The 18,559-nt window shown below is 71.4% G+C and carries 14 protein-coding genes; 10 read left to right on the forward strand and 4 right to left on the reverse strand.

Annotation, left to right across the window (positions count from 1 at the left end; translation table 11 throughout):
- Positions 1 to 15: 15 nt before the first annotated feature.
- Positions 16 to 1,215 (reverse strand): hypothetical protein, encoded by a 1,200-nt coding sequence (locus ACLQ2S_RS05115; RefSeq protein WP_375335303.1) that lies wholly within the window; start codon positions 1,213 to 1,215, stop codon positions 16 to 18.
- Between the two features lie 295 nt (positions 1,216 to 1,510).
- Between ACLQ2S_RS05115 and ACLQ2S_RS05120 the strand changes: the two genes are divergently transcribed.
- The 7 genes from ACLQ2S_RS05120 to hpxZ all read left to right on the forward strand — a co-directional run bounded on the left by ACLQ2S_RS05120 (position 1,511) and on the right by hpxZ (position 9,728).
- Positions 1,511 to 3,322, forward strand: a complete 1,812-nt coding sequence (locus tag ACLQ2S_RS05120) for a hypothetical protein (RefSeq protein WP_375335310.1) — start codon at positions 1,511 to 1,513, stop codon at positions 3,320 to 3,322.
- Positions 3,323 to 3,441: 119 nt separating this feature from the next.
- Complete coding sequence (locus ACLQ2S_RS05125) at positions 3,442 to 4,107, forward strand: GntR family transcriptional regulator (RefSeq protein WP_155215543.1); 666 nt, start codon at positions 3,442 to 3,444, stop codon at positions 4,105 to 4,107.
- 75 nt (positions 4,108 to 4,182) lie between these two features.
- Positions 4,183 to 6,126 carry an allophanate hydrolase gene (atzF, locus tag ACLQ2S_RS05130; protein ID WP_155215542.1) on the forward strand — a complete coding sequence of 648 codons (1,944 nt, stop codon included), beginning with the start codon at positions 4,183 to 4,185 and terminating at the stop codon, positions 6,124 to 6,126.
- Positions 6,127 to 6,145: 19 nt separating this feature from the next.
- Complete coding sequence (locus ACLQ2S_RS05135; protein WP_155215541.1) at positions 6,146 to 6,835, forward strand: biuret amidohydrolase; 690 nt, start codon at positions 6,146 to 6,148, stop codon at positions 6,833 to 6,835.
- Between the two features lie 8 nt (positions 6,836 to 6,843).
- Entirely contained in the window at positions 6,844 to 7,536 is a 693-nt protein-coding gene (locus ACLQ2S_RS05140; protein ID WP_155215540.1) for a cysteine hydrolase family protein, read from the forward strand.
- Between the two features lie 12 nt (positions 7,537 to 7,548).
- Positions 7,549 to 9,234, forward strand: a complete 1,686-nt coding sequence (locus tag ACLQ2S_RS05145; protein ID WP_425701202.1) for a regulator — start codon at positions 7,549 to 7,551, stop codon at positions 9,232 to 9,234.
- Between the two features lie 104 nt (positions 9,235 to 9,338).
- A complete protein-coding gene (gene hpxZ, locus ACLQ2S_RS05150; RefSeq protein WP_425701203.1) occupies positions 9,339 to 9,728 on the forward strand; it encodes an oxalurate catabolism protein HpxZ in 390 nt (129 codons plus the stop codon).
- 122 nt (positions 9,729 to 9,850) lie between these two features.
- Here the strand turns inward: hpxZ and ACLQ2S_RS05155 are convergent, their stop codons facing one another.
- Positions 9,851 to 11,701 carry a hypothetical protein gene (locus tag ACLQ2S_RS05155; protein WP_375335302.1) on the reverse strand — a complete coding sequence of 617 codons (1,851 nt, stop codon included), beginning with the start codon at positions 11,699 to 11,701 and terminating at the stop codon, positions 9,851 to 9,853.
- Positions 11,702 to 11,771: 70 nt separating this feature from the next.
- On the opposite strand from ACLQ2S_RS05155, the gene ACLQ2S_RS05160 reads away from it, so the two are divergent.
- The 3 genes from ACLQ2S_RS05160 (at position 11,772) to ACLQ2S_RS05170 (ending at position 14,994) form a co-directional block, all read left to right on the forward strand.
- Positions 11,772 to 13,064 carry a PQQ-binding-like beta-propeller repeat protein gene (locus ACLQ2S_RS05160; RefSeq protein ID WP_425701204.1) on the forward strand — a complete coding sequence of 431 codons (1,293 nt, stop codon included), beginning with the start codon at positions 11,772 to 11,774 and terminating at the stop codon, positions 13,062 to 13,064.
- 71 nt (positions 13,065 to 13,135) lie between these two features.
- Positions 13,136 to 13,804 carry a response regulator transcription factor gene (locus tag ACLQ2S_RS05165; RefSeq protein WP_155215537.1) on the forward strand — a complete coding sequence of 223 codons (669 nt, stop codon included), beginning with the start codon at positions 13,136 to 13,138 and terminating at the stop codon, positions 13,802 to 13,804.
- The gene (locus ACLQ2S_RS05170) at positions 13,801 to 14,994 is read left to right on the forward strand and encodes a sensor histidine kinase (RefSeq protein WP_309222804.1); all 1,194 of its coding nucleotides are present in this window, start codon (positions 13,801 to 13,803) and stop codon (positions 14,992 to 14,994) included. The genes ACLQ2S_RS05165 and ACLQ2S_RS05170 overlap by 4 nt, the downstream gene beginning before the upstream one ends.
- Positions 14,995 to 15,060: 66 nt before the next feature.
- Here the strand turns inward: ACLQ2S_RS05170 and ACLQ2S_RS05175 are convergent, their stop codons facing one another.
- Entirely contained in the window at positions 15,061 to 17,130 is a 2,070-nt protein-coding gene (locus ACLQ2S_RS05175) for a 3-hydroxyacyl-CoA dehydrogenase NAD-binding domain-containing protein (protein ID WP_309222803.1), read from the reverse strand.
- On the reverse strand, positions 17,127 to 18,320 hold the full coding sequence (locus tag ACLQ2S_RS05180) for a thiolase family protein (RefSeq protein ID WP_309222802.1): 1,194 nt from the start codon (positions 18,318 to 18,320) through the stop codon (positions 17,127 to 17,129). Before ACLQ2S_RS05180 ends, ACLQ2S_RS05175 begins: the two co-directional genes overlap by 4 nt.
- Between the last annotated feature and the right edge of the window lie 239 nt (positions 18,321 to 18,559).

An 18,559-nucleotide genomic window follows, 5' to 3' on the forward strand; every position in this document is an offset into this window, starting at 1 on the left:
GGTGGCGGGGGTGGGTCAGCGGCGGGCGGAGCCGGCGGTGCGGTAGTGGGTCTTCTCGTCGGCGGCGAGGCTGAAGGTCTCGCGGCGCTCGGGGAGGGGAGCCACCACCAGCCCGGGGCGGTCGACCAGGCGGGTCGTGTTCGGCGGCACCGACAGCGTGGTGTCCTTGGCGGCACGCCAGCTCAGCACGACCAGCGGCTGATCCGGTACCGGCACCTCGTAGACCTGCAACGCGTGCGTACGGTCGGCGGGGGAGAGCACCACCGGGCCGTCGTCGGCGGGCCGGTAGACCACCGCGCTCATCGAACCCTCGGCGCTCTCCCAGGTCAGTTGCTCCAACTCGGCCGGCTCGCCGCCGTCGAGCGTGATCTCGCCGAGGGTACGCACGGCGAGTTTCGCCATCGGCCATGACGCCGGCACCGACTGCGGTACGTCCCGGTCGCCGACCCGCCGGAGGATGCTGCCGAACGGGCCGTCCTCGCCCGCCAGTTGGCAGGTGTCGAGACCGGTCAGGGCACGCCGACCGGAGCCGCTCTGGTCACGGACCAGCGGGTAGCGGGGTGCGGTGGTGCCGGTGCCCAGGTCGAGCAGCCGCTCGGCGGAGCGCCCCCGGGGCAGTGACTCGGTGGCCCGCAGGGTGGCGGTGACGGTGACCGCCCGGCACTCGGGCACCTGCACCGGGTCGGTCAGGCCGTCGGTGCTGGACAGGGTCTTGCCGTCCGGCCCGACCAGTCGCCGGACCCGTTCGGAGGTCAGGTAACGCCGCCCCTGCGGGGACTGGACCGGCAACACGTCGGAGTAGACCAGGTAGCCGGGATCGGTGTACTCGGTGGCGTGACTGACCGTGTAGCGGTCGTCGTCGCGGGTGAGTTGGAGCAACCAGGACGCGGCCTCGCCGGGTACTGACGCGGCGACCAGGGCCAGGGGCGCGCCGTCCACCTCACCGGAGAAGAGAATCCCGGACGAGGGGAGGTGCACCCGGTCGTCCACGGGTGACCGCCATTCGCGTACCGCCCGGGTGACGGCGGCGGTCGCCGTGGCGTCCTCGGCCAGCGAGCCGCGTGGCGGCCACACCGTCAGCGAGCCGTCCATGCTGTCGTAGCCGACCCGCAGGTCCCGTGGCTGACGCTCGGCGACCGGCCCGCAGGCGGTGAGGGCGATCAGCAGGGTGGACAGGCCGGTGGCGGTCAAGCCTTGCCAACGGGCTGAAGCCACCTGTCACGCCCCCGATCAGATCGCGTCGTCGTGTCGGAGGGCAATGGTACGAGATGTCCCCTCGGCACTTACTGTCGCCATACGCTGCGTCGCAATGTCGCCACACCGGCCACAGGGGACACCGCGTCGAGTTGGGGCATTTTCCCCACTCCGGTAGACTCCGCCGACTGTGACGCCTGCCGAGACCCGCGCCGCCGCGCTGCTGAGATCCGCTGACGTCGCCGACTCTCCGTCCGACATCGTCACCGTGGGTGACGAGGAGCGTGCTGCCGAATCGACCCGGCAGCTGACCGAGATCACACCGGCGGAGCCCGACGGTACGCGGGGCACCGGCACCGGTGTGGCCGCTCCGGCCCGCCGACGTCGGTTCCGTTGGACGCCCCGTCGTCTGGACCTCGCGATCTTCGGCGGGTTCCTGCTGACCGCGATCTGGGTGACCAGCCAGATCTGGGTGGACCCGGCCGGTCGGGTGGCCTCGCTCTACAGCAGCGACCCGGCCCAGGTGCAGTTCTTCCTCGCCCACTCGGTGCGGGTGGTGCTGCACGGGGAGTTCCCGTTCTTCACCGAGCAGTTCAACTACCCCGACGGGGTCAACCTGATGGCCAACACGGCCATCCTCGCCCTCGGCATCCCGATGGTGCCGGTGACCCTGCTCTTCGGGCCGGCCGTGACCTTCGTGCTGCTGGTGACGCTGGGCCTCGCCGGAACCGCCTCGGCCTGGTATTTCGTGCTGTCCCGGCACGTGGTGAACAACCGGCTCGCCGCCGTGGTGGGCGGCTGGTTCTGCGGGTTCTCCCCGGCGATGCTGTCGCATGCCAGCTGGCATCCGAACATCATCAGTCAGTTCCTGCTGCCGTTCATCGTCTGGCGGGTCATGGTGATCACCCGGTCGACCCGGCCGTACCGGGACGGCGCGGTCCTGGCCCTGCTGGTCACCGCCCAGGCGTTCATCAACGAGGAGATCCTGCTCTTCACCGCGATGGGCTGCGGGATCTTCCTGATCGCGGTGGTGGCCCAGCGCCCGGAGTTGTGGTCGACGGCCTGGCGACCGTTGGCCAAGGCGCTGGCCACCTGCACGGTGATCGCCGGGGCGCTGCTGGCGTACCCGCTGTACATCCAGTTCGCCGGCCCGATGGCCTACCACGGGCTCAGCGACGCCGTCCGTGACTACGGCAACGACGTCGCCGCGTACTTCGCCCCCGGCTCGCCGACCATCGGGGGTAGCCAGCGGGCGAACGTCAACCTCGCGCCGAACTACTCCGAGGAGAACGCCTTCTTCGGGTGGAGCCTGGCCCTGATCGCGGTGGGGATCGTGCTCTGGCTCCGGCGGGAGGTGCTGGTCCGGGCGCTCGCCGCGACCGCCGCCTTCTACACCATCCTCTCCCTCGGTGAGCGGATCACCTGGTGGGACCGGGAACTGGTGGTCGGCCCGTGGGAGTGGCTGGTCCGGCTGCCGCTGCTCGACGCGGTGGTGCCGACCCGGTTCGGCATGATCACCACAGTGGTCGTGGCGATCCTGCTGGCCCTGGCCATCGAGCGGACCAGCACGCTGTCCATGGACCGGGGGACCGTGCGTACGCTGACCGTCGCCGGTCTGGTGCTCGCGCTGCTGCCGATCACCCCTATGCCGCTGCCGATGACCTCCCGCCCCCCGGTGCCGGAGTTCATCACCTCCGACCGGTGGCGCGCCTACGTCGGGCCGGACCAGACCCTGGTGCCGATCCCGGTGCCGAGCATGGGCAACACCCACGGGATGCGGTGGGCCGCCGCCACCAACCTCGACTTCAAGATCCCGGGCGGGTACTTCCTCGCCCCGCGCAACGGCAACACCGGTGACCCGGGCCGCTTCGGCGGTCGGCCGAGCGGCATCGGGAAGATCCTGGAAGAGGTCGCCACCACCGGCCGTACGCCGGAACTCGACGACCGTCAGCGGCGGCGCTCCCTGGACGAGCTGCGGCACTGGCGGGCGGCGATCCTGGTGCTACCGGTCCGGCAGTCGCACTCCGAGCCGCTGCGGCAGACCGTCGAGCAGTTGGTCGGCCCGGCGCGGCTCGAACTGGACGTCTGGGTGTGGGACGTGCGGTCACTGACCGACCCCCGGGCCTGATGCCGGTCGGTGCGGTCGAGCGGGAAGCCGAGATCGGTGGCGCACTCGTCTGGGACGTCCGGCCGCTCGCGGGCTGACGTCCGACCAGGACCCCGACGGCAGGTGGCAAACTCGTCCGGATGAGCGACGTGGCCGCATCGCCGACGGAGGGCGAGCTGGAGAGTGTCAGTCTGGTGGAGCTTGCCGTCTCCCGGCTGACCCGGGAGATCCTCAGCGGCCGGAGCGATCCCGGTGAACGGCTGGTGGAGGAACAGCTGACCCGCCGTCTCGGCATCAGCCGCGCCCCGCTGCGCGAGGCGCTGCGGCTGCTGGCCCAGCGGGGACTGGTCGAGCACGTGCCGCGCCGGGGGGTCCGGGTGGCCACCCTGTCCGATCGCGACGTGCGGGAGCTGTACGAACTGCGCGACGTGCTGGAACGGTTCGCGGTGCGGTCGGCCATCCCGGTGCCGAGGGAGAGCGACCTGGCCGGGCTGCGGGCGGCGTTGGACCAGATGCGGCAGGCGACCCGGGACGGCGATCGCCTGGCGGTCGCCGAGTCGCACCGGGCGTTCCACGTCGCGTTGGTGGCCCTGGCCGGTAACCGGCAGCTCTCCACGGTGTACGACTCGATCCTGGTGAAGTTGCAGCTCTACATGGCGATCAATCTGCGCCGCGAGGCGGAGGCGGCGCAGCCGCACGACGGTGTGCACCGGCACGAGCGGCTGTTCGAGGCGGTCGCCGCCGGTGATCCGGAGGTGGTGCTCGACGTGTTGTCCGAGCACGGTGCGCGGTCGTATCTGGGGTAGCTCTACCGGGCGGCCGTCATGGCGTCGTTACCTGGCGCGCGGTTCGCCGTAACAGAACTGTCGACAATCGACTGTATGCCAGAGCGGATCGGATCGATCTCGGAGCTGCGGTCGGCGTACCGCCACGGCGGCCTGACCCCCACCGACCTGGCGGAACGGATCGCGTCCGGCCTGGTCGGAGCGGACGGCGGGCCGGTCTGGATCAGCACCGTGTCGGCCGGGCAGCTGCTCGCCCGCGCCGCGCAGCTGACCGCCACCGCCGACCCCGAACCCCTGCCGCTGTACGGCATTCCGTTCGCGGTCAAGGACAACATCGACGTCGCTGGCATGATCACGACGGCGGGTTGCCCGGACTTCGGGTACCGCGCCACCGAGGACGCGCCCGTGGTGCGTCGGCTGCTCGACGCCGGAGCGCTGCTCGTCGGCAAGACCAACCTCGACCAGTTCGCCACCGGCCTGACCGGAGCGCGGTCCCCGTACGGCAGCTGCGAGAGCGTCTTCGGCGCAGGGGTGATCTCCGGCGGCTCCAGCTCCGGCTCGGCCGTGGCCGTCGCCGCCGGACAGGTCAGCTTCGCCCTGGGTACGGACACCGCCGGCTCGGGCCGGGTCCCGGCGGCGCTGAACGGGATCGTCGGGCTCAAGCCCACCCGGGGCCTGCTGAGCACCGGCGGCGTGGTGCCGGCCTGCCGGTCGCTCGACTGCGTCTCGGTCTTCGCCACCGAGGTGGCCGACGCGGTGGAGGTGCTGCACGCCGCACGCGGCGTGTCCGCGGCCGACCCCTGGGGGCGTCCGCTGCCGGCGGAGCGGGTCGCGGCCCGCATACCGGGCACGCTACGCCTCGGGGCGCCCCGCGCAGAAGACCTGGAGTTCTTCGGCGACGCCGGGCAGGCGGTCCGGTTCGCCGTGGGCGTGCAGGCGTTGCGTGGCCTGGTCGGCGAGGTCGCCTCGGTGCCGCTGCAGACCTTCTTCGAGGCGGGAGAACTGCTCTACCAGGGGCCGTGGGTGGCCGAGCGGCTCGCCGGGCTGGACGGTTTCCTGCGGGAACACCCCGAGGCCGTCCTGACGGTCACCCGCAGGGTGCTGGAGACCGGTCGCCGCTACGACGCGATCGACGCCTTCCGGGGCCAACACCGGCTGCGCGAGTTGCGGGCCCGGGTCGATCGCCTGTGGAACGAGGTCGACCTGCTGGTGGTGCCCACCGTCGGTACGACGTTCACCCTCGACGAGATCGCCGAGGATCCGATCGGTCGCAACATGATCCTCGGCCGCTACACCCAGTTCGCCAACCTGCTCGACCTGGCGGCGGTGACGGTGCCCAACGGCTTCACGGCAGCGGGGCGACCGGCGAGCCTGACCCTGCTCGGCCCCGCGTTCACCGACACCACCCTGGCCCGCCTCGCCGCCGCATTCACCGCCGCCACCCGAGCGGACGTCGCCCCGCGCGCCGCCCCCGAGACCGCCGCGCGCGCCGCTCCCGAGACCGCCGCGCGCGCCGCTCCCGAGACCGCCCCGCGCGCCGCCCCTGAGACTGCCCAGCACGTCGCTCCCGAGACTGCCCAACGCGTCGCTCCCGAGGCCGCCGACGGGGGCGTGCCGGCCGGGTCCGCGCAGCTGCTGATCGCCGTCGTCGGTCGGCACCTGGCCGGTGAATCCCGCAACGGGGAGCTGACCGAGCGCGGCGGCATCCTCGCCGGTGCCGCGCGTACCGCGCCCTGCTACCGGCTCTACCGGCTGCCCAGCGCAGACGGCGACGGGCTGCCCGGCCTGGTCCGGGTCGCACCCCACGACCCGGGCGGACACCCGATCGAGGTCGAGCTGTGGCGACTGCCGGTGGCCGCCGTCGGTGACCTGCTGGCCGGGGTGCCGGCCCCGCTGTCGCTGGGCTGGGTTCGGCTGCACGACGGGCGGGACGTGCTCGGCTTTCTCTGCGAGGCGTACGCCGTCGATTCGCAGGCGGAGGACATCAGCGCCGTCGGTGGGTGGCGGGCCTACCGCCGAGCCACGGCGCGCCCGAGTTGACCACACGGAGGAGGAGAGGATGGGCCGGATCGGGCCGGTAGCGGCGAACCCCTACCCGTGGCCGTACGACGGCACGGCCGACACCGCGCGTACCGCACTGCTCTGCATCGACTGGCAGACCGACTTCTGTGGCCCGGGTGGCTACGTCGACGCGATGGGCTACGACATCAGCCTCACCCGGGCCGGGCTGCCGGCCACCGCCCGACTACTGGAACACGCCCGGTCACTCGGGATGCTGGTCGTGCACACCCGGGAGGGCCACGATCCCGACCTGTCCGACCTGCCGGCCAACAAACGCTGGCGGTCGGCACAGATCGGCGCCGAGATCGGTGCGGCGGGCCCGTGCGGGCGGATCCTGGTCAAGGGCGAGCCCGGCTGGGAGATCGTGCCCGAGGTCGCCCCGGTATCCGGCGAGGTGATCGTCGACAAACCCGGCAAGGGCGCCTTCTACGCCACCAATCTCGACCTGGTGCTGCGTACCTGGGGCATCACCCACCTGATCCTCACCGGCATCACCACCGATGTCTGCGTACACACCACGATGCGCGAGGCGAACGACCGGGGCTACGAGTGCCTGATCCTCGCCGACTGCACCGGTGCCACCGACAAGGACAACCACGACGCCGCGCTGCACATGGTGACCATGCAGGGCGGCGTGTTCGGCTGCGTCGCCACCTCCGACGCCGTCATCGCCGCCACGACCAGGTGAGGTGAGCCATGTTGACAGTCGCCGAGGCGCGGCCCTTCCCGTACACCTTCGAACCGGCCACCACCGCGCTGCTCGTGATCGACATGCAGCGCGACTTCCTGGAGCCCGGCGGCTTCGGTGAGAGCCTGGGCAACGACGTCGGCCGACTGCGGCGGACCATCGCGCCGTTGACCACGCTGCTGGCCGCCGTCCGTGCCGCCGGAATGACCGTGGTGCACACCCGAGAGGGGCACCTGCCGGACCTCTCCGACTGTCCACCGGCCAAGCTCAGCCGGGGCCGGCCGAGCAAGCGGATCGGCGACCCCGGGCCCAAGGGCCGGATCCTCATCCGGGGCGAGTACGGCCACGACATCGTCGACGAGCTGTCGCCGCTGCCCGGCGAACCGGTAGTCGACAAGCCGGGCAAGGGCGCCTTCCACGCCACCGGGCTGGACGCCCTGCTCGCCGAGCGGAACATCCAGCGCCTCCTGGTCACCGGGGTCACCACCGAGGTGTGCGTGCACACCACGGTCCGGGAGGCCAACGACCGTGGGTACGAGTGCCTCGTGCTCGCCGACTGTGTCGGGTCCTACTTCCCCGAGTTCCACCGGGTCGGGCTCGACATGATCGCCGCCCAGGGCGGCATCTTCGGGTGGGTCGCCGACTCGACGGACGTGCTCGCCGTGCTGCCCACCACCCCCGTGTTGCAACCCTCCTCCTGACCGGGAGCAGCCATGGTCCCCACCAGACCCTCCGTCGTGCCGCTGCCGCACTGGGTACGCGGCGACACCAACGCGTTCTTCGGTTTCGGCGTCAACGTCCTGGTCAACGTGCTCACCCTGACCGGGCTCTGTCTCTTCGTGGTGAACCTGCCCGAGCGGGAGGTGTTCGGCACGATCCTGCCGGCCCTCGGCATCGCCCTGGTCGCGGGGAACATCTACTACACCCACCTGGCCCGTCGGCTGGCCCGGCGGGAGAACCGCGCCGACGTGACCGCCCTGCCGTACGGGCCGAGCGTGCCGCACATGTTCATCGTCATCTTCGTCATCATGCTGCCCATCTACCTCAGCACCGGTGACGCGGTACGCGCCTGGGAAGCGGGTCTGGCCTGGGCATTCATCATCGGTGTGATCGTGCTGATCGGCGCGTTCGTCGGCCCGTACATCCGCCGCCACACGCCGCGCGCCGCGCTGCTCGGCACCCTCGCCGGCATCTCCATCACCTTCATCTCGATGAACCCGGCCGGTCAGATGTGGCGGCTGGCCTGGATCGCCCTGCCGGTGCTGGCGTTGCTGCTGATCGGCCTGCTGACCGACGTGAAACTGCCGTTCAACTTCCCGATCGGGCTGGCCGCACTGCTGCTCGGCACGGCGATCGGTTGGCTCGGCGGCGCGATGTCGGTGCCGGACGTCACCGCGGCGGCCCGGGACATCGCGTTCGCCTTCCCCACCTTCCAACTCGACCTGCTGGCGCGCGGCCTCTCCGACATGGCCCCGCTGCTGGCGACCGCGATCCCGCTGGGCGTCTACAACTTCACCGAGGCGATGACCAACGTGGAGAGCGCGGCCACCGCCGGAGACAACTACAACCTGCGCAGCGTGCTGCTCGCCGACGGGGCCGGGGCGGTCATCGGCTCCGCCCTCGGTTCACCGTTCCCGCCTGCGGTCTACGTCGGCCACCCGGGCTGGAAGGCCGCCGGTGGGCGTACCGGGTACTCGATGGCGACCGGGATCGTCATCGCGCTGCTCTGCTTCCTCGGAATGTTCTCCCTGCTGGGTGCGATCTTCCCGACCGCCGCGATCGTGCCGATCCTGCTCTACATCGGACTGCTGATCGGCGCCCAGGCGTTCCAGGCGACGCCCCGGGCGCACGCCGCGGCGGTGGTGGCGGCCCTGATACCCAACATCGCGGCGTGGGCTACCGGGCAGATGAACAACGCCCTGGCCGCCGCCGGCACCAGCGCCGCCGAGGTGGGCGAGGAGGCTCTGGCCGGTGCCGGGGTGGTCTACGACGGCCTGCGGATTCTCGGTGAGGGGGCGATCCTCGCCGGTCTGGTGCTCGGCGCGATCGTCGCGTTCATCATCGACAAACGCTTCGTCCACGCCGCCGTCTTCGCCGCCTCGGGCGCGCTGCTCGCCTTCATCGGCCTGATCCACGGCGAGGAGGTGCGGTGGAACGCCAACGGTCAGGTGGCGCTCGGTTACCTCTTCGTGGCGGTGATCTGCGCGATCTTCGTGTTCGGTGGGCACCCACTCCGGGTGCCCGACCCGGAGGAGGCCGAACTGGACCGCCTGCACGGTGGCGACGCCCCGACCCCTCCGGCCGCCACGCCCCCGGCCTCGGCCACCACGCACTTCCCGGCCTCGGCCGACGGTGAGTCGGCCGCCGACGACAAGCGCGAGCCAGTGGTGAACAGCTGAGCCGGATTCGTCCGGCCGGGCGGCGGTGTGCGGTAGGCACCACCGACGCCGCCGCCCGGCCGGGTGCCACCCGCCGTCCCGCCCGTCGAGAGAGGACCCGCCGCATGGAGATCGACCGGAGGGACGTGGTCGCCGAGGTCACGGCGGCCTTCGTCGGCTACGAGCAGGCGCTCGTCGCCGGTGATGTCGACCGGATCTGCGGATACTTCTGGGACTCCAAGGCCACCGTGCGCTTCGGCCTCGCCGACCACCAGTACGGGCTCGACGAGCAGCGCGCGTGGCGGGCCGCCCAGCCGTCCCTGCCGCCCGGTCGCCGGCTGGTCGACACGGTGGTCACCGCCTTCGGCACGGACCTCGCGGTCGTCACGACCCGGTTCGGGTACGCCGACGGCGTGGCCACCGGTCGGCAGACCCAGACCTGGGTACGCCTACCGGAAGGCTGGCGCATCGTCACCGCCCACGTCTCCGAACCGCTTTCTCCCGACGCCGGATGACGATGCGTCCGACCCGGCGATGACGATGCGTCCGACCCGTCGATGACGGTGTGTCCGACCCGTCGATGACGGTGTGTCCGCCCCGGCCGGTGACCATCGTCAGACCTGGTCGGTGACCGTCGTCAGACCCGGTCGCGCACGTCCCAGAGCCACACGTCGTCGACGCGCTGCGGTGCCCCGAGCAGCGCGGTCAGCAGTTCCCGCAGCACCTGCTCGCGGGGATGCGCGCCGAGCACCACCACCGACGCCCGCCAGAAGCGCAGGTCCTCGACAGCCTGCCGGCGGTTCTCGTCGCTCAGCTCGGGCAGCTCGCCCGCGTCCATCGTCCGGTAGATGAGGGTGCTGGTGGGGCGGTTCGGAGCCCCGAACACGCCTTCGCCGTCCGCGTTGGGGCCGATGAAGTAGCCGGCCGGGATCGGGAACTCGTGCCCGGTCAGCGCGCTCCACCGCAGCGTGGACAGGCCGTGCACGTTGCTGGGGATGGGCACCGGCACCAGCGTGCGGCCGTGGGGCACGTACGGTCGCCAGCCACCGGAGGTGATGAAGGTCGGCGGCGGGTCGACCGGCTCGGCCGGCAGCGGGCGGGGCAGCAGCGGCAGCACCGCGAGGGTGATCGCGGCGTACCCGACGAGGTGCTGCCAGCGGGGGCGGCGGGCGGCGGGGGCCGTGCCCTCCGGGGCGCGGGGAGCCGGCACCGGCGCGCGGCGGCCACCGCCCACCGCGTCCCAGGCCAACGCCAGCAGCACACCGATCGCGGCGGTGGTCACCAGGGTCAGCCGGGTCGGCATCATCATCTCGACCAGCGGCAGGTCCTCCGGGATGTACGACCACGGACCGGCGATGCCGGTCAGTTCGCCGTTGAACCGGATCTCCGGACCGAGCGCGGCGACCGAGAAGAGCACCACCAGCACGGCCAGGATCCGGGCCACCAGCGAGCGGCGTACCAGCAGGACCAGGGCCACCACCGACAGCAGCACCAGCGGCCAGCCGAACCAGGTGTTCTGCTCGGTCATGCCGATGGTCGCCTCCACCGCCTCGTCACCGGCGATGGTGTCGCGGGGGAAGGTGACGAAGGCGGCGATGTCCTCGCCCCAACTGTGGAACACGCCGCCCTGGAGCCCCCGGTAGGACTGCGGGCCGTTGAACTGGAACCAGATCGGGTACGCGGTCAGCAGCAGCGCCAGCGCTCCGCCGACGCCGAGGCCCGCCGCGAACGTCCCGGCCCGCGCTCGGGCGAGGCGGGGACGCATCGCCGCGTACGCGATCACGACGACCAGGCAGGCCATCGCGGTGAGCAGCAGCATCTCCTCGTTGATGAAGATCTGGTACGCCACCAGCAGCCCGAGTATCAGCCCGTTGCGCCGCCACCGACCCGGCTCGGCCAGCCGGAACACCCGCACCACGATCAGTGGCAGCAGGAAGTTGGAGACGAAGTTGGGCTGGCCGTTGGCATGGTGCACGATGCCGGGGGCGAAACCGAGGAACCCGCCGCCGACGAAGGCCGCCGCCCGGGAGCGCACCAGGTGCCGCGACAGCATCCAGTAGGAGGTGCCGGCGGTGGCGGCCAACGCCCCACCCAGATAGAGCGCGTAGACCACCTGAGGGCCGAGCAGCATGGTCAGCGGCGCCAGCGGCAGGGTCACCCCGAGTAGCGAGGTGTTGGCCATCATGTTCACCCCGTCAGGGGCGTTCTGCCGGGTGGTGAAAAGCGGGTTATCCAGGTGCTGCACCGAGTACGCGCCGTGCGCGAACAGCCACTCGAACCAGCTGTGGTCGGTGGGCAGGTGGGAGGAGACCCGGTTGTTCACGTCCGCCCAGTAGTTGAGGCAGACGATGACGCCGAGCAACACGTAGGCTCCGATGGCCAGCGCGTCGGCGCGCGTCGGCCGTCGCCGAGGTCGTGTTGTCGTTGATCGCGTCTCGACGGTCTCGGAGACGGAGTTCAGCGAGGGGTTCACCACCGGCACAGCCACGACGGGCCATCGTACAGGCGGAACCTCGCCCGCCCGCCGCGCGTCTGGTGTGTGTCAGGGGAGGATGACGGTGACCGTGATCGACCTCGGTGAGCTGACCGAGCTGACCGATCCGCCAGCACGACAGCGACGTTCCCGGCCGGGTGGCCGCCGGATGGCGGCCGTGGTGGTGGCACTGATCACGCTGATCGCGGTGGCGGGGGCCGCGCCGTCCGGGCGGATCCACGCGATCGTGCCGGTCGGCCTGGGCAGTGACCTGTTCTTCGTCGGTGATCAGATTCTGACTCTCTCGCCGCGTCCGGGGTTCACCGACGGCAGCCAGGATCTGCTCGCCTATCCGCGTCCCGTCCGGGCCACCGCCGTGCCGCAGCGCCTGACGCCGCTGTGGCGGATGCCGATACCACCGCAGCACCGGGTCTACTGGGCGGATGCCGTCCCCGGCGACGGAATCGTGATCGCCATGGCGCAGCAGGAATCCCGCGTCAGCGCGACCCTGCGCCTCGACGCGCGTACCGGTCAGGAGCGCTGGCGGGTGCCCGGTATGGCGATGCTGGACCTGACCGACCGGGCGCTGCTGCGCACGTTCAGCGACAGCACTCCGAACGTCCTCCGGATGATCGACCTGGACACCGCCCGTGAACTGTGGTCGATGCCGTTGTCCGCGGCCAGCGTCGACTACCGGCAGCGGGACGACGGAGGGCTCGACGTCATCGTGGTGGCCACCATCGACGGTGAGGTCCAGGTGATCGACCCGGACACCGGGGCGGTACGGCACCGGCTCCCCGCACCGGACGACCAGCGCAGCGGCTACCAGCAGGCGTGGTTGAGCGGCGACCTGGTGACCCTGGTACGAAACTCCCGCACCCTCGTGGCGCTCACCGTCGACGGTCTGGTCGAGCGCTGGCGGGCGACCGTGCCGACGGCGGCCTACGTCACCGGCTGCGGGCCGATGCTTTGCGCCGGACTGGCCGGCGGTGGGCTGCAGGTCGTCGATCCCGCCACCGGGACGATGCGGTGGCGCAACGAGGAACTCCTCGACCTCGTGCTGGTCGACGACCGGAATGCTCTCGCGATGTTCCGCGACACCAACGAGATGGCCACCGTCACCCTGTCCTCCGGCGCGGTGCTGATCCGGCACGGCCCGTGGCGGATGGTCGCCCGCTACGAGTACGCCCCGGATGTGCTCGCGGTGCGGACGGTGCCCGAGGTGGGCGCGGTGCTGGCCCAGATCGACCCGACCGGCGCACCGGCGCGGCGGATCGATGTCCTGCCGGGGGCCAGCGGTGACTGCCAGAGCCGGTCCGGCCTCGTCGCCTGCCGCCTGTTCGACGGCAACTTCGGCATCTGGCGACTGCCCCACTGACCCGGCCCGTCACGGTCGGCTTGGCCGGCGACGTTACGTTGTCGGTGGTCGGTGCGTGGAAAGGGGCGGGCATGCGGGTACTGGTGGTCGAGGACGAGCGCAACCTCGCCGACGCGATAGCGCGTGGCCTGCGCAAACGCGGCATGGCGGTGGATGTCGCGTACGACGGCGACAGCGGTCACGAGATGGCTTTCGTGACCCGTTACGACGTGGTGGTGCTCGACCGTGACCTGCCCGGCATGCACGGCGACCAGATCTGCGCGGAACTGGCCGCCTCCGGCGAGCTGACCCGGGTGCTGATGCTGACCGCCAGCGGCACCGTCGCCGACCGGGTCGAGGGTTTGCAGCTCGGTGCCGACGACTACCTGCCCAAGCCGTTCGCCTTCGACGAACTGGTCGCCCGGGTGCAGGCGCTGGGTCGACGCGCCACCCCGGCGGCCCCACCGGTGCTGGAGGTCGCCGACCTGGTGGTCGACCCGGCACGCCGTACGGCCACCCGGGGCGGAGTGCCGGTGGAGCTGACCAACAAGGAGTTCGGGGTGCTCTGCGAGCTGCTCAAGGCGCGGGGCGCGGTGGTCTCCAGCGAGGAACTCCTGGAACGGGTCTGGGACGCCAACACCGACCCCTTCACCACCATCGTCCGGGTCACGGTGATGACGCTGCGACGTAAGCTCGGCGACCCGCCGTTGATCGAGACCGTGGTCGGTGCCGGCTACCGGACGGCCGAGGTGGGGGCGTGAGCGTCCCGCCGCGTCGACGGCTGCCCAGGCTACGGTTGCGCCCCACGCTGCGGCTGCGGCTGACCCTGCTCAACGGCGTGTTGCTGGTCGGTGCCGGTGCGATCCTGGTCCTGCTGGCCTGGCTGCTGGTGCGTGACGCGCTGCGCCCCGTCGACGAGCTGCTGCCCGGCACCACCGTGGTACTCGCCGACGGCAGCACAATGGAAGCCGTCGCCTGGCAACAGCGGCTCGTCGACACGGCCTCCACGGAACTGCTGGCCAAGGGGCTGGCCGCGCTGCTGGCCATCGGTGTGGTCGGGGTGGTCGGGGCGTACGCGGTCGCCGGGCGCGCGCTGCGCCCGCTGCACCAGGTCACCGCCACCGCGCGTCGCCTCGGCGAGACCACGCTGGACCAGCGGATCGGCTACTCCGGGGCGGACGACGAGGTGGCCGAGTTGGCCGACACGTTCGACGCGATGCTGGACCGGATCGCCGCCGCGTTCGAGGCGCAGAAGCGGTTCGTGGCCAACGCCTCGCACGAACTGCGTACGCCGCTGGCGGTGATGCGTACCGAGATCGACGTGACGCTCAGCGACGACGAGGCCGACACGGCCGAGTACCGCCGGATGGCGACCGTGGTCCGCGACGCCTCCGAGCGTGCCAACGGGCTGGTCGACGCGTTGCTGGTGCTGGCGCGCAGTGAGGCGCAGACCGGTCGGCGGCTCGGCCGGCGCAGCGAGTGTGACCTGGCCGCGGGCACCGTCAACGCGCTCTCCGCCGTACGCCGGGAGGTGGAGCGGATCAAACTGACGGTCCAGACATCCTTGGAACCGGCACCGGTGGTCGGTGATCCCGGGCTGCTGGACCGGCTCGCCGGCAACCTCATCGAGAACGCGGTCCGCTACAACCACCTGCACGGGCGGCTCTGGGTGCGGACCGGGTCGGACGGGCAGCGGTCCTGGCTGGTGGTCGGCAACACCGGCTTCGACGTGGACCCGGCTGACGTGCCGGGGCTGTTCGAGCCCTTCCGGCGGGGCGGCCGGGAGCGTACCGGCGCACGAGGCTCGGGCCTCGGCCTGTCGATCGTCCGCGCGGTCTGCGACGCCCACGGCGGCACAGTGACCGCCGTCGCGCAGACCGGCGGCGGCCTGGAGGTGACGGTCAGCCTGCCGGCTGCGGACGTCGCGCCGACGGTGGAGCTCGCCCGCTGACGTGGAAACGACATCGCGGTGGTCACCCTCGCCGGATGACCACCGCGATCCTGTTCGTCGACCTGCTCAGCCGGGCAGGCTGGCCGCGCCGCGCGGCAGGAACCGCTGGCCGGTGACCCGCTCGCTGGTGCCGGTCCGGTCCAGGTACGGCGTGACGCCACCCAGGTGGAACGGCCAACCCGCGCCGAGGATCATGCACAGGTCGATGTCCTGCGCCTCGGCGACGACGCCCTCGTCCAGCATCAGCCGGATCTCCTGCGCCAGCGCGTCCAGCGCGTTCTGCCGTACCTGCTCCTCGGTGAGCGGCTGGTCGCCGACCACCAGCAGCTTCGCCACCTCGGCGTTGATCTCGTCGTCGACGACGATCGGCTGGCCGGAGTCGGCGATCCGCTTCAGGTTCTCGCTGACGCCGAACCGGTCCGGGAACGCGGCGTGCAGGGTGCCGCCCACGTGGTACGCCACGGCCGGCCCGACCAACTGGAGCAGGGCGAGGGGGCGCATCGGCAGACCCAGCGGATCCAGCGCGCGGTTCGCCACCTCCAGTTCGGTGCCGGCGTCGACGGCCGCGAAGACCGCGCCCAGGAAGCGGGTGAGTAGCCGGTTCACCACGAACGCCGGGGCGTCCTTCACCAGCACACTCGACTTCTTGAGCTGCTTGCCGACCGCGAACGCGGTGGCCAGGGTGGCGTCGTCGGTCCGCTCGCCCCGGACGATCTCCAGTAGCGGCAGCACCGCGACCGGGTTGAAGAAGTGGAAGCCGACCACCCGCTCCGGGTGCTCCAGCTCCGCCGCCATCGCCGTGATCGACAGCGAGGACGTGTTGGTGGCGAGGATCGCCTCCGGCTTGACGATCTTCTCCAGCTCGGCCCAGACCTGCTTCTTGACGTTCAGGTCCTCGAAGACCGCCTCGATGACGAAGTCGGCGTCGGCGAAGGCGGACTTGTCGACCGAGCCGGACACCAGGCCGTACAGCTTCGCGGCGGTGCCCTTGTCCATCCGGCCCTTGCTGACCGACTTCTCGATCTGGGCGTGCACGTAGCCCACGCCCTTGTCGACCCGCGCCTGGTCCAGGTCGGTCAGGACGACCGGCACCTGAAGGCGGCGGGCGAACAGCAGCGCCAACTGGCTGGCCATCAGACCGGCGCCCACGATGCCGACCTTGGTCACCGGCCGGGCCAGGCCCTTGTCCGGCGCGCCGGCCGGCCGCTTGGCCCGCCGCTGCACCAGGTCGAAGGCGTACAGGCCGCTGCGCAGCTCCTCGGAGAAGACCAGGTCGGCCAGGGCCTCGTCCTCCGCGGCGGTGCCGGTGGCGAAGTCGGCGTCCTTCGCCGTCTCCAGCAGGTCCAGCGCCTTGTACGCGGCCGGCACCGCACCGTGCAGCCGCTGGTCGAGCGTCTGCCGGGCGAAGTAGAGCACGCCCGCCCACATGTCCTTGTCGACCTCGGGCCGGGTCACCGTGACCTCGCCCCGGACCACACCGGCGGCCCACTCCAGGGAGCGTTCCAGGAAGTCGGCCGGTTCCAGCAGCACATCCGCGATGCCCAGCTCGGCGGCCTGCTTCGGCTTGAGCATCTTGTTCTGCATCAGCGGGTTCTGGATGATCACCTGGGTGGCGGCCGGGATGCCGATCAGGTTCGGCAACAGCTGGGTGCCGCCCCAGCCCGGGATCAGACCGAGGGAGACCTCCGGCAGTGCCAGGGCTGCCGCGCCGCCGGAGAGCGTCCGGTAGTGGCAGTGCAGGGCCAGCTCCAGGCCGCCGCCCATCGCCGCGCCGTTGACGAAGGCGAAGGTCGGAATCTCGCTGTCCTTGAGCCGGGCGAAGACCCGGTGGCCCAGCCGGCCGATCTCCAGGGCCTGCTCCCGGTCGGCCAGCAGCGGCAGGCCGGTGATGTCCGCGCCGACACAGAAGATGTACGGCTTTCCGGTGACCGCGATGAACGCCGGGTTGGCCGCGAGCGCTGCGCTGATCGCCTCGTCCAGGCTGGTCAGGCCCGCCGGGCCGAAGGTGTTCGGCTTGGTGTGGTCGAAGCCGTTGTCCAGGGTGATCAACGCGGCCGGGCGGTCCAGCCCCGGCACGTTCACCTGCCGCAGCAGTGCCTTGGTGACGACCTCGTTCGGTGCGGCGAGCGCGCTCACTTGTCTCCCTCCCAGTGGGGGTTCTCCCAGATGACCGTGCCGCCCATACCGATGCCGATGCACATGGCGGTGATGCCGTAGCGGACCTCCGGCCGCTCGGCGAACTGCCGGGCGAGCTGGGTCATCAGCCGTACGCCGGAGGAGGCGAGCGGGTGACCGATGGCGATCGCGCCGCCCCACGGGTTGACCCGAGGGTCGTCGTCGGCGATGCCGAAGTGGTCGAGGAAGGCCAGCACCTGCACGGCGAACGCCTCGTTCAGCTCGAACAGGCCGATGTCGTCGATGGTCAGGCCGGCGATGCGCAGCGCCTTCTCCGTCGACGGGATCGGGCCGACGCCCATCACCTCGGGCTCGACCCCGACGAAGCCGTACGACACCAGCCGCATCGCGACCGGCAGGCCCAGCTCGCGGGCGGTGGCCTCGTCGGCGAGCAGGCTGGCGGTGGCGCCATCGTTGAGACCGGCCGCGTTGCCCGCGGTGACCTTGCCGTGCGGGCGGAACGGGGTCTTCAGGGTGGCGAGCTTCTCCATCGAGGTGTCCCGAGGGGCCTCGTCCACCGTGGCCAGGCCCCAGCCGTTCTCCTCGTCGCGGATGGCGACCGGGACCAGGTCCTCCTGGAACTTGCCGTTGGCGTACGCCTTCGCGGTCTTCTGCTGGGAGGCGAGGGCGAACGCGTCGGTGCGCTGCTTGGTGATGTGCGGGACCCGGTCGTGCAGGTTCTCCGCAGTGGCTCCCATGACCAGCGCGGACGGGTCGACCAGCTTCTCCGCGACGATGCGCGGGTTCGGGTCGACGCCCTCGCCCATCGGGTGTCGGCCCATGTGCTCGACGCCACCGGCGATCGCGATGTCGTACGCGCCCATGGCGATGCCGCCGGCCACGGTGGTCACGGCGGTCATGGCTCCGGCGCACATCCGGTCGATGGCGAAACCGGGCACCGTCTTGGGCAGCCCGGCCAGCAGCGCGGCGGTGCGACCGATCGTCAGACCCTGGTCGCCGATCTGGGTGGTGGCCGCGATGGCGACCTCCTCGACCCGCTCCGGCGGCAGTTGAGGGTTACGGCGCAGTAGTTCGCGGATGCAGCGGATCACCAGGTCGTCGGCGCGGGTGTTGGCGTACATGCCACCCGCCTTGCCGAAGGGGGTGCGGACACCGTCGACGAAGACGACATCCCGGACTTCACGGGGCACGATTGAGCCTCCTATTCGACCGCGATCCGGTCGTCGCGCCGCCCAGGCGGCAGGCGGGACCGGACGAAGGTCGCCAGCACTGGCGTTTACCCGATGCTACTCGTCAGTAATAACCCGTGCCGCACCTCCCCCTGTAACCCACCCCACACCCCACCCGGCGCACCGCCGTGGGTGTATATAAAGGTTGTGGGGGGGGGGATCCGGGGGGGGGGGGGCACAGAAAGGGGTGTGTGAGGGTG

The sequence above is a fragment of the Micromonospora sp. DT48 genome (assembly GCF_049844495.1).
Classification (GTDB): Bacteria; Actinomycetota; Actinomycetes; order Mycobacteriales; family Micromonosporaceae; genus Micromonospora.

What these genes read in the sequence shown, in the direction of transcription:
- ACLQ2S_RS05125 (WP_155215543.1), top strand. Translation starts at nt 3,442, where the DNA reads ATGAGCGACGTGGCCGCATCGCCGACGGAGGGCGAGCTGGAGAGTGTC.
- atzF (WP_155215542.1), top strand. Translation starts at nt 4,183, where the DNA reads ATGCCAGAGCGGATCGGATCGATCTCGGAGCTGCGGTCGGCGTACCGC.
- ACLQ2S_RS05135 (WP_155215541.1), top strand. Translation starts at nt 6,146, where the DNA reads ATGGGCCGGATCGGGCCGGTAGCGGCGAACCCCTACCCGTGGCCGTAC.
- ACLQ2S_RS05140 (WP_155215540.1), top strand. Translation starts at nt 6,844, where the DNA reads ATGTTGACAGTCGCCGAGGCGCGGCCCTTCCCGTACACCTTCGAACCG.
- ACLQ2S_RS05145 (WP_425701202.1), top strand. Translation starts at nt 7,549, where the DNA reads ATGGTCCCCACCAGACCCTCCGTCGTGCCGCTGCCGCACTGGGTACGC.
- hpxZ (WP_425701203.1), top strand. Translation starts at nt 9,339, where the DNA reads ATGGAGATCGACCGGAGGGACGTGGTCGCCGAGGTCACGGCGGCCTTC.
- ACLQ2S_RS05165 (WP_155215537.1), top strand. Translation starts at nt 13,136, where the DNA reads ATGCGGGTACTGGTGGTCGAGGACGAGCGCAACCTCGCCGACGCGATA.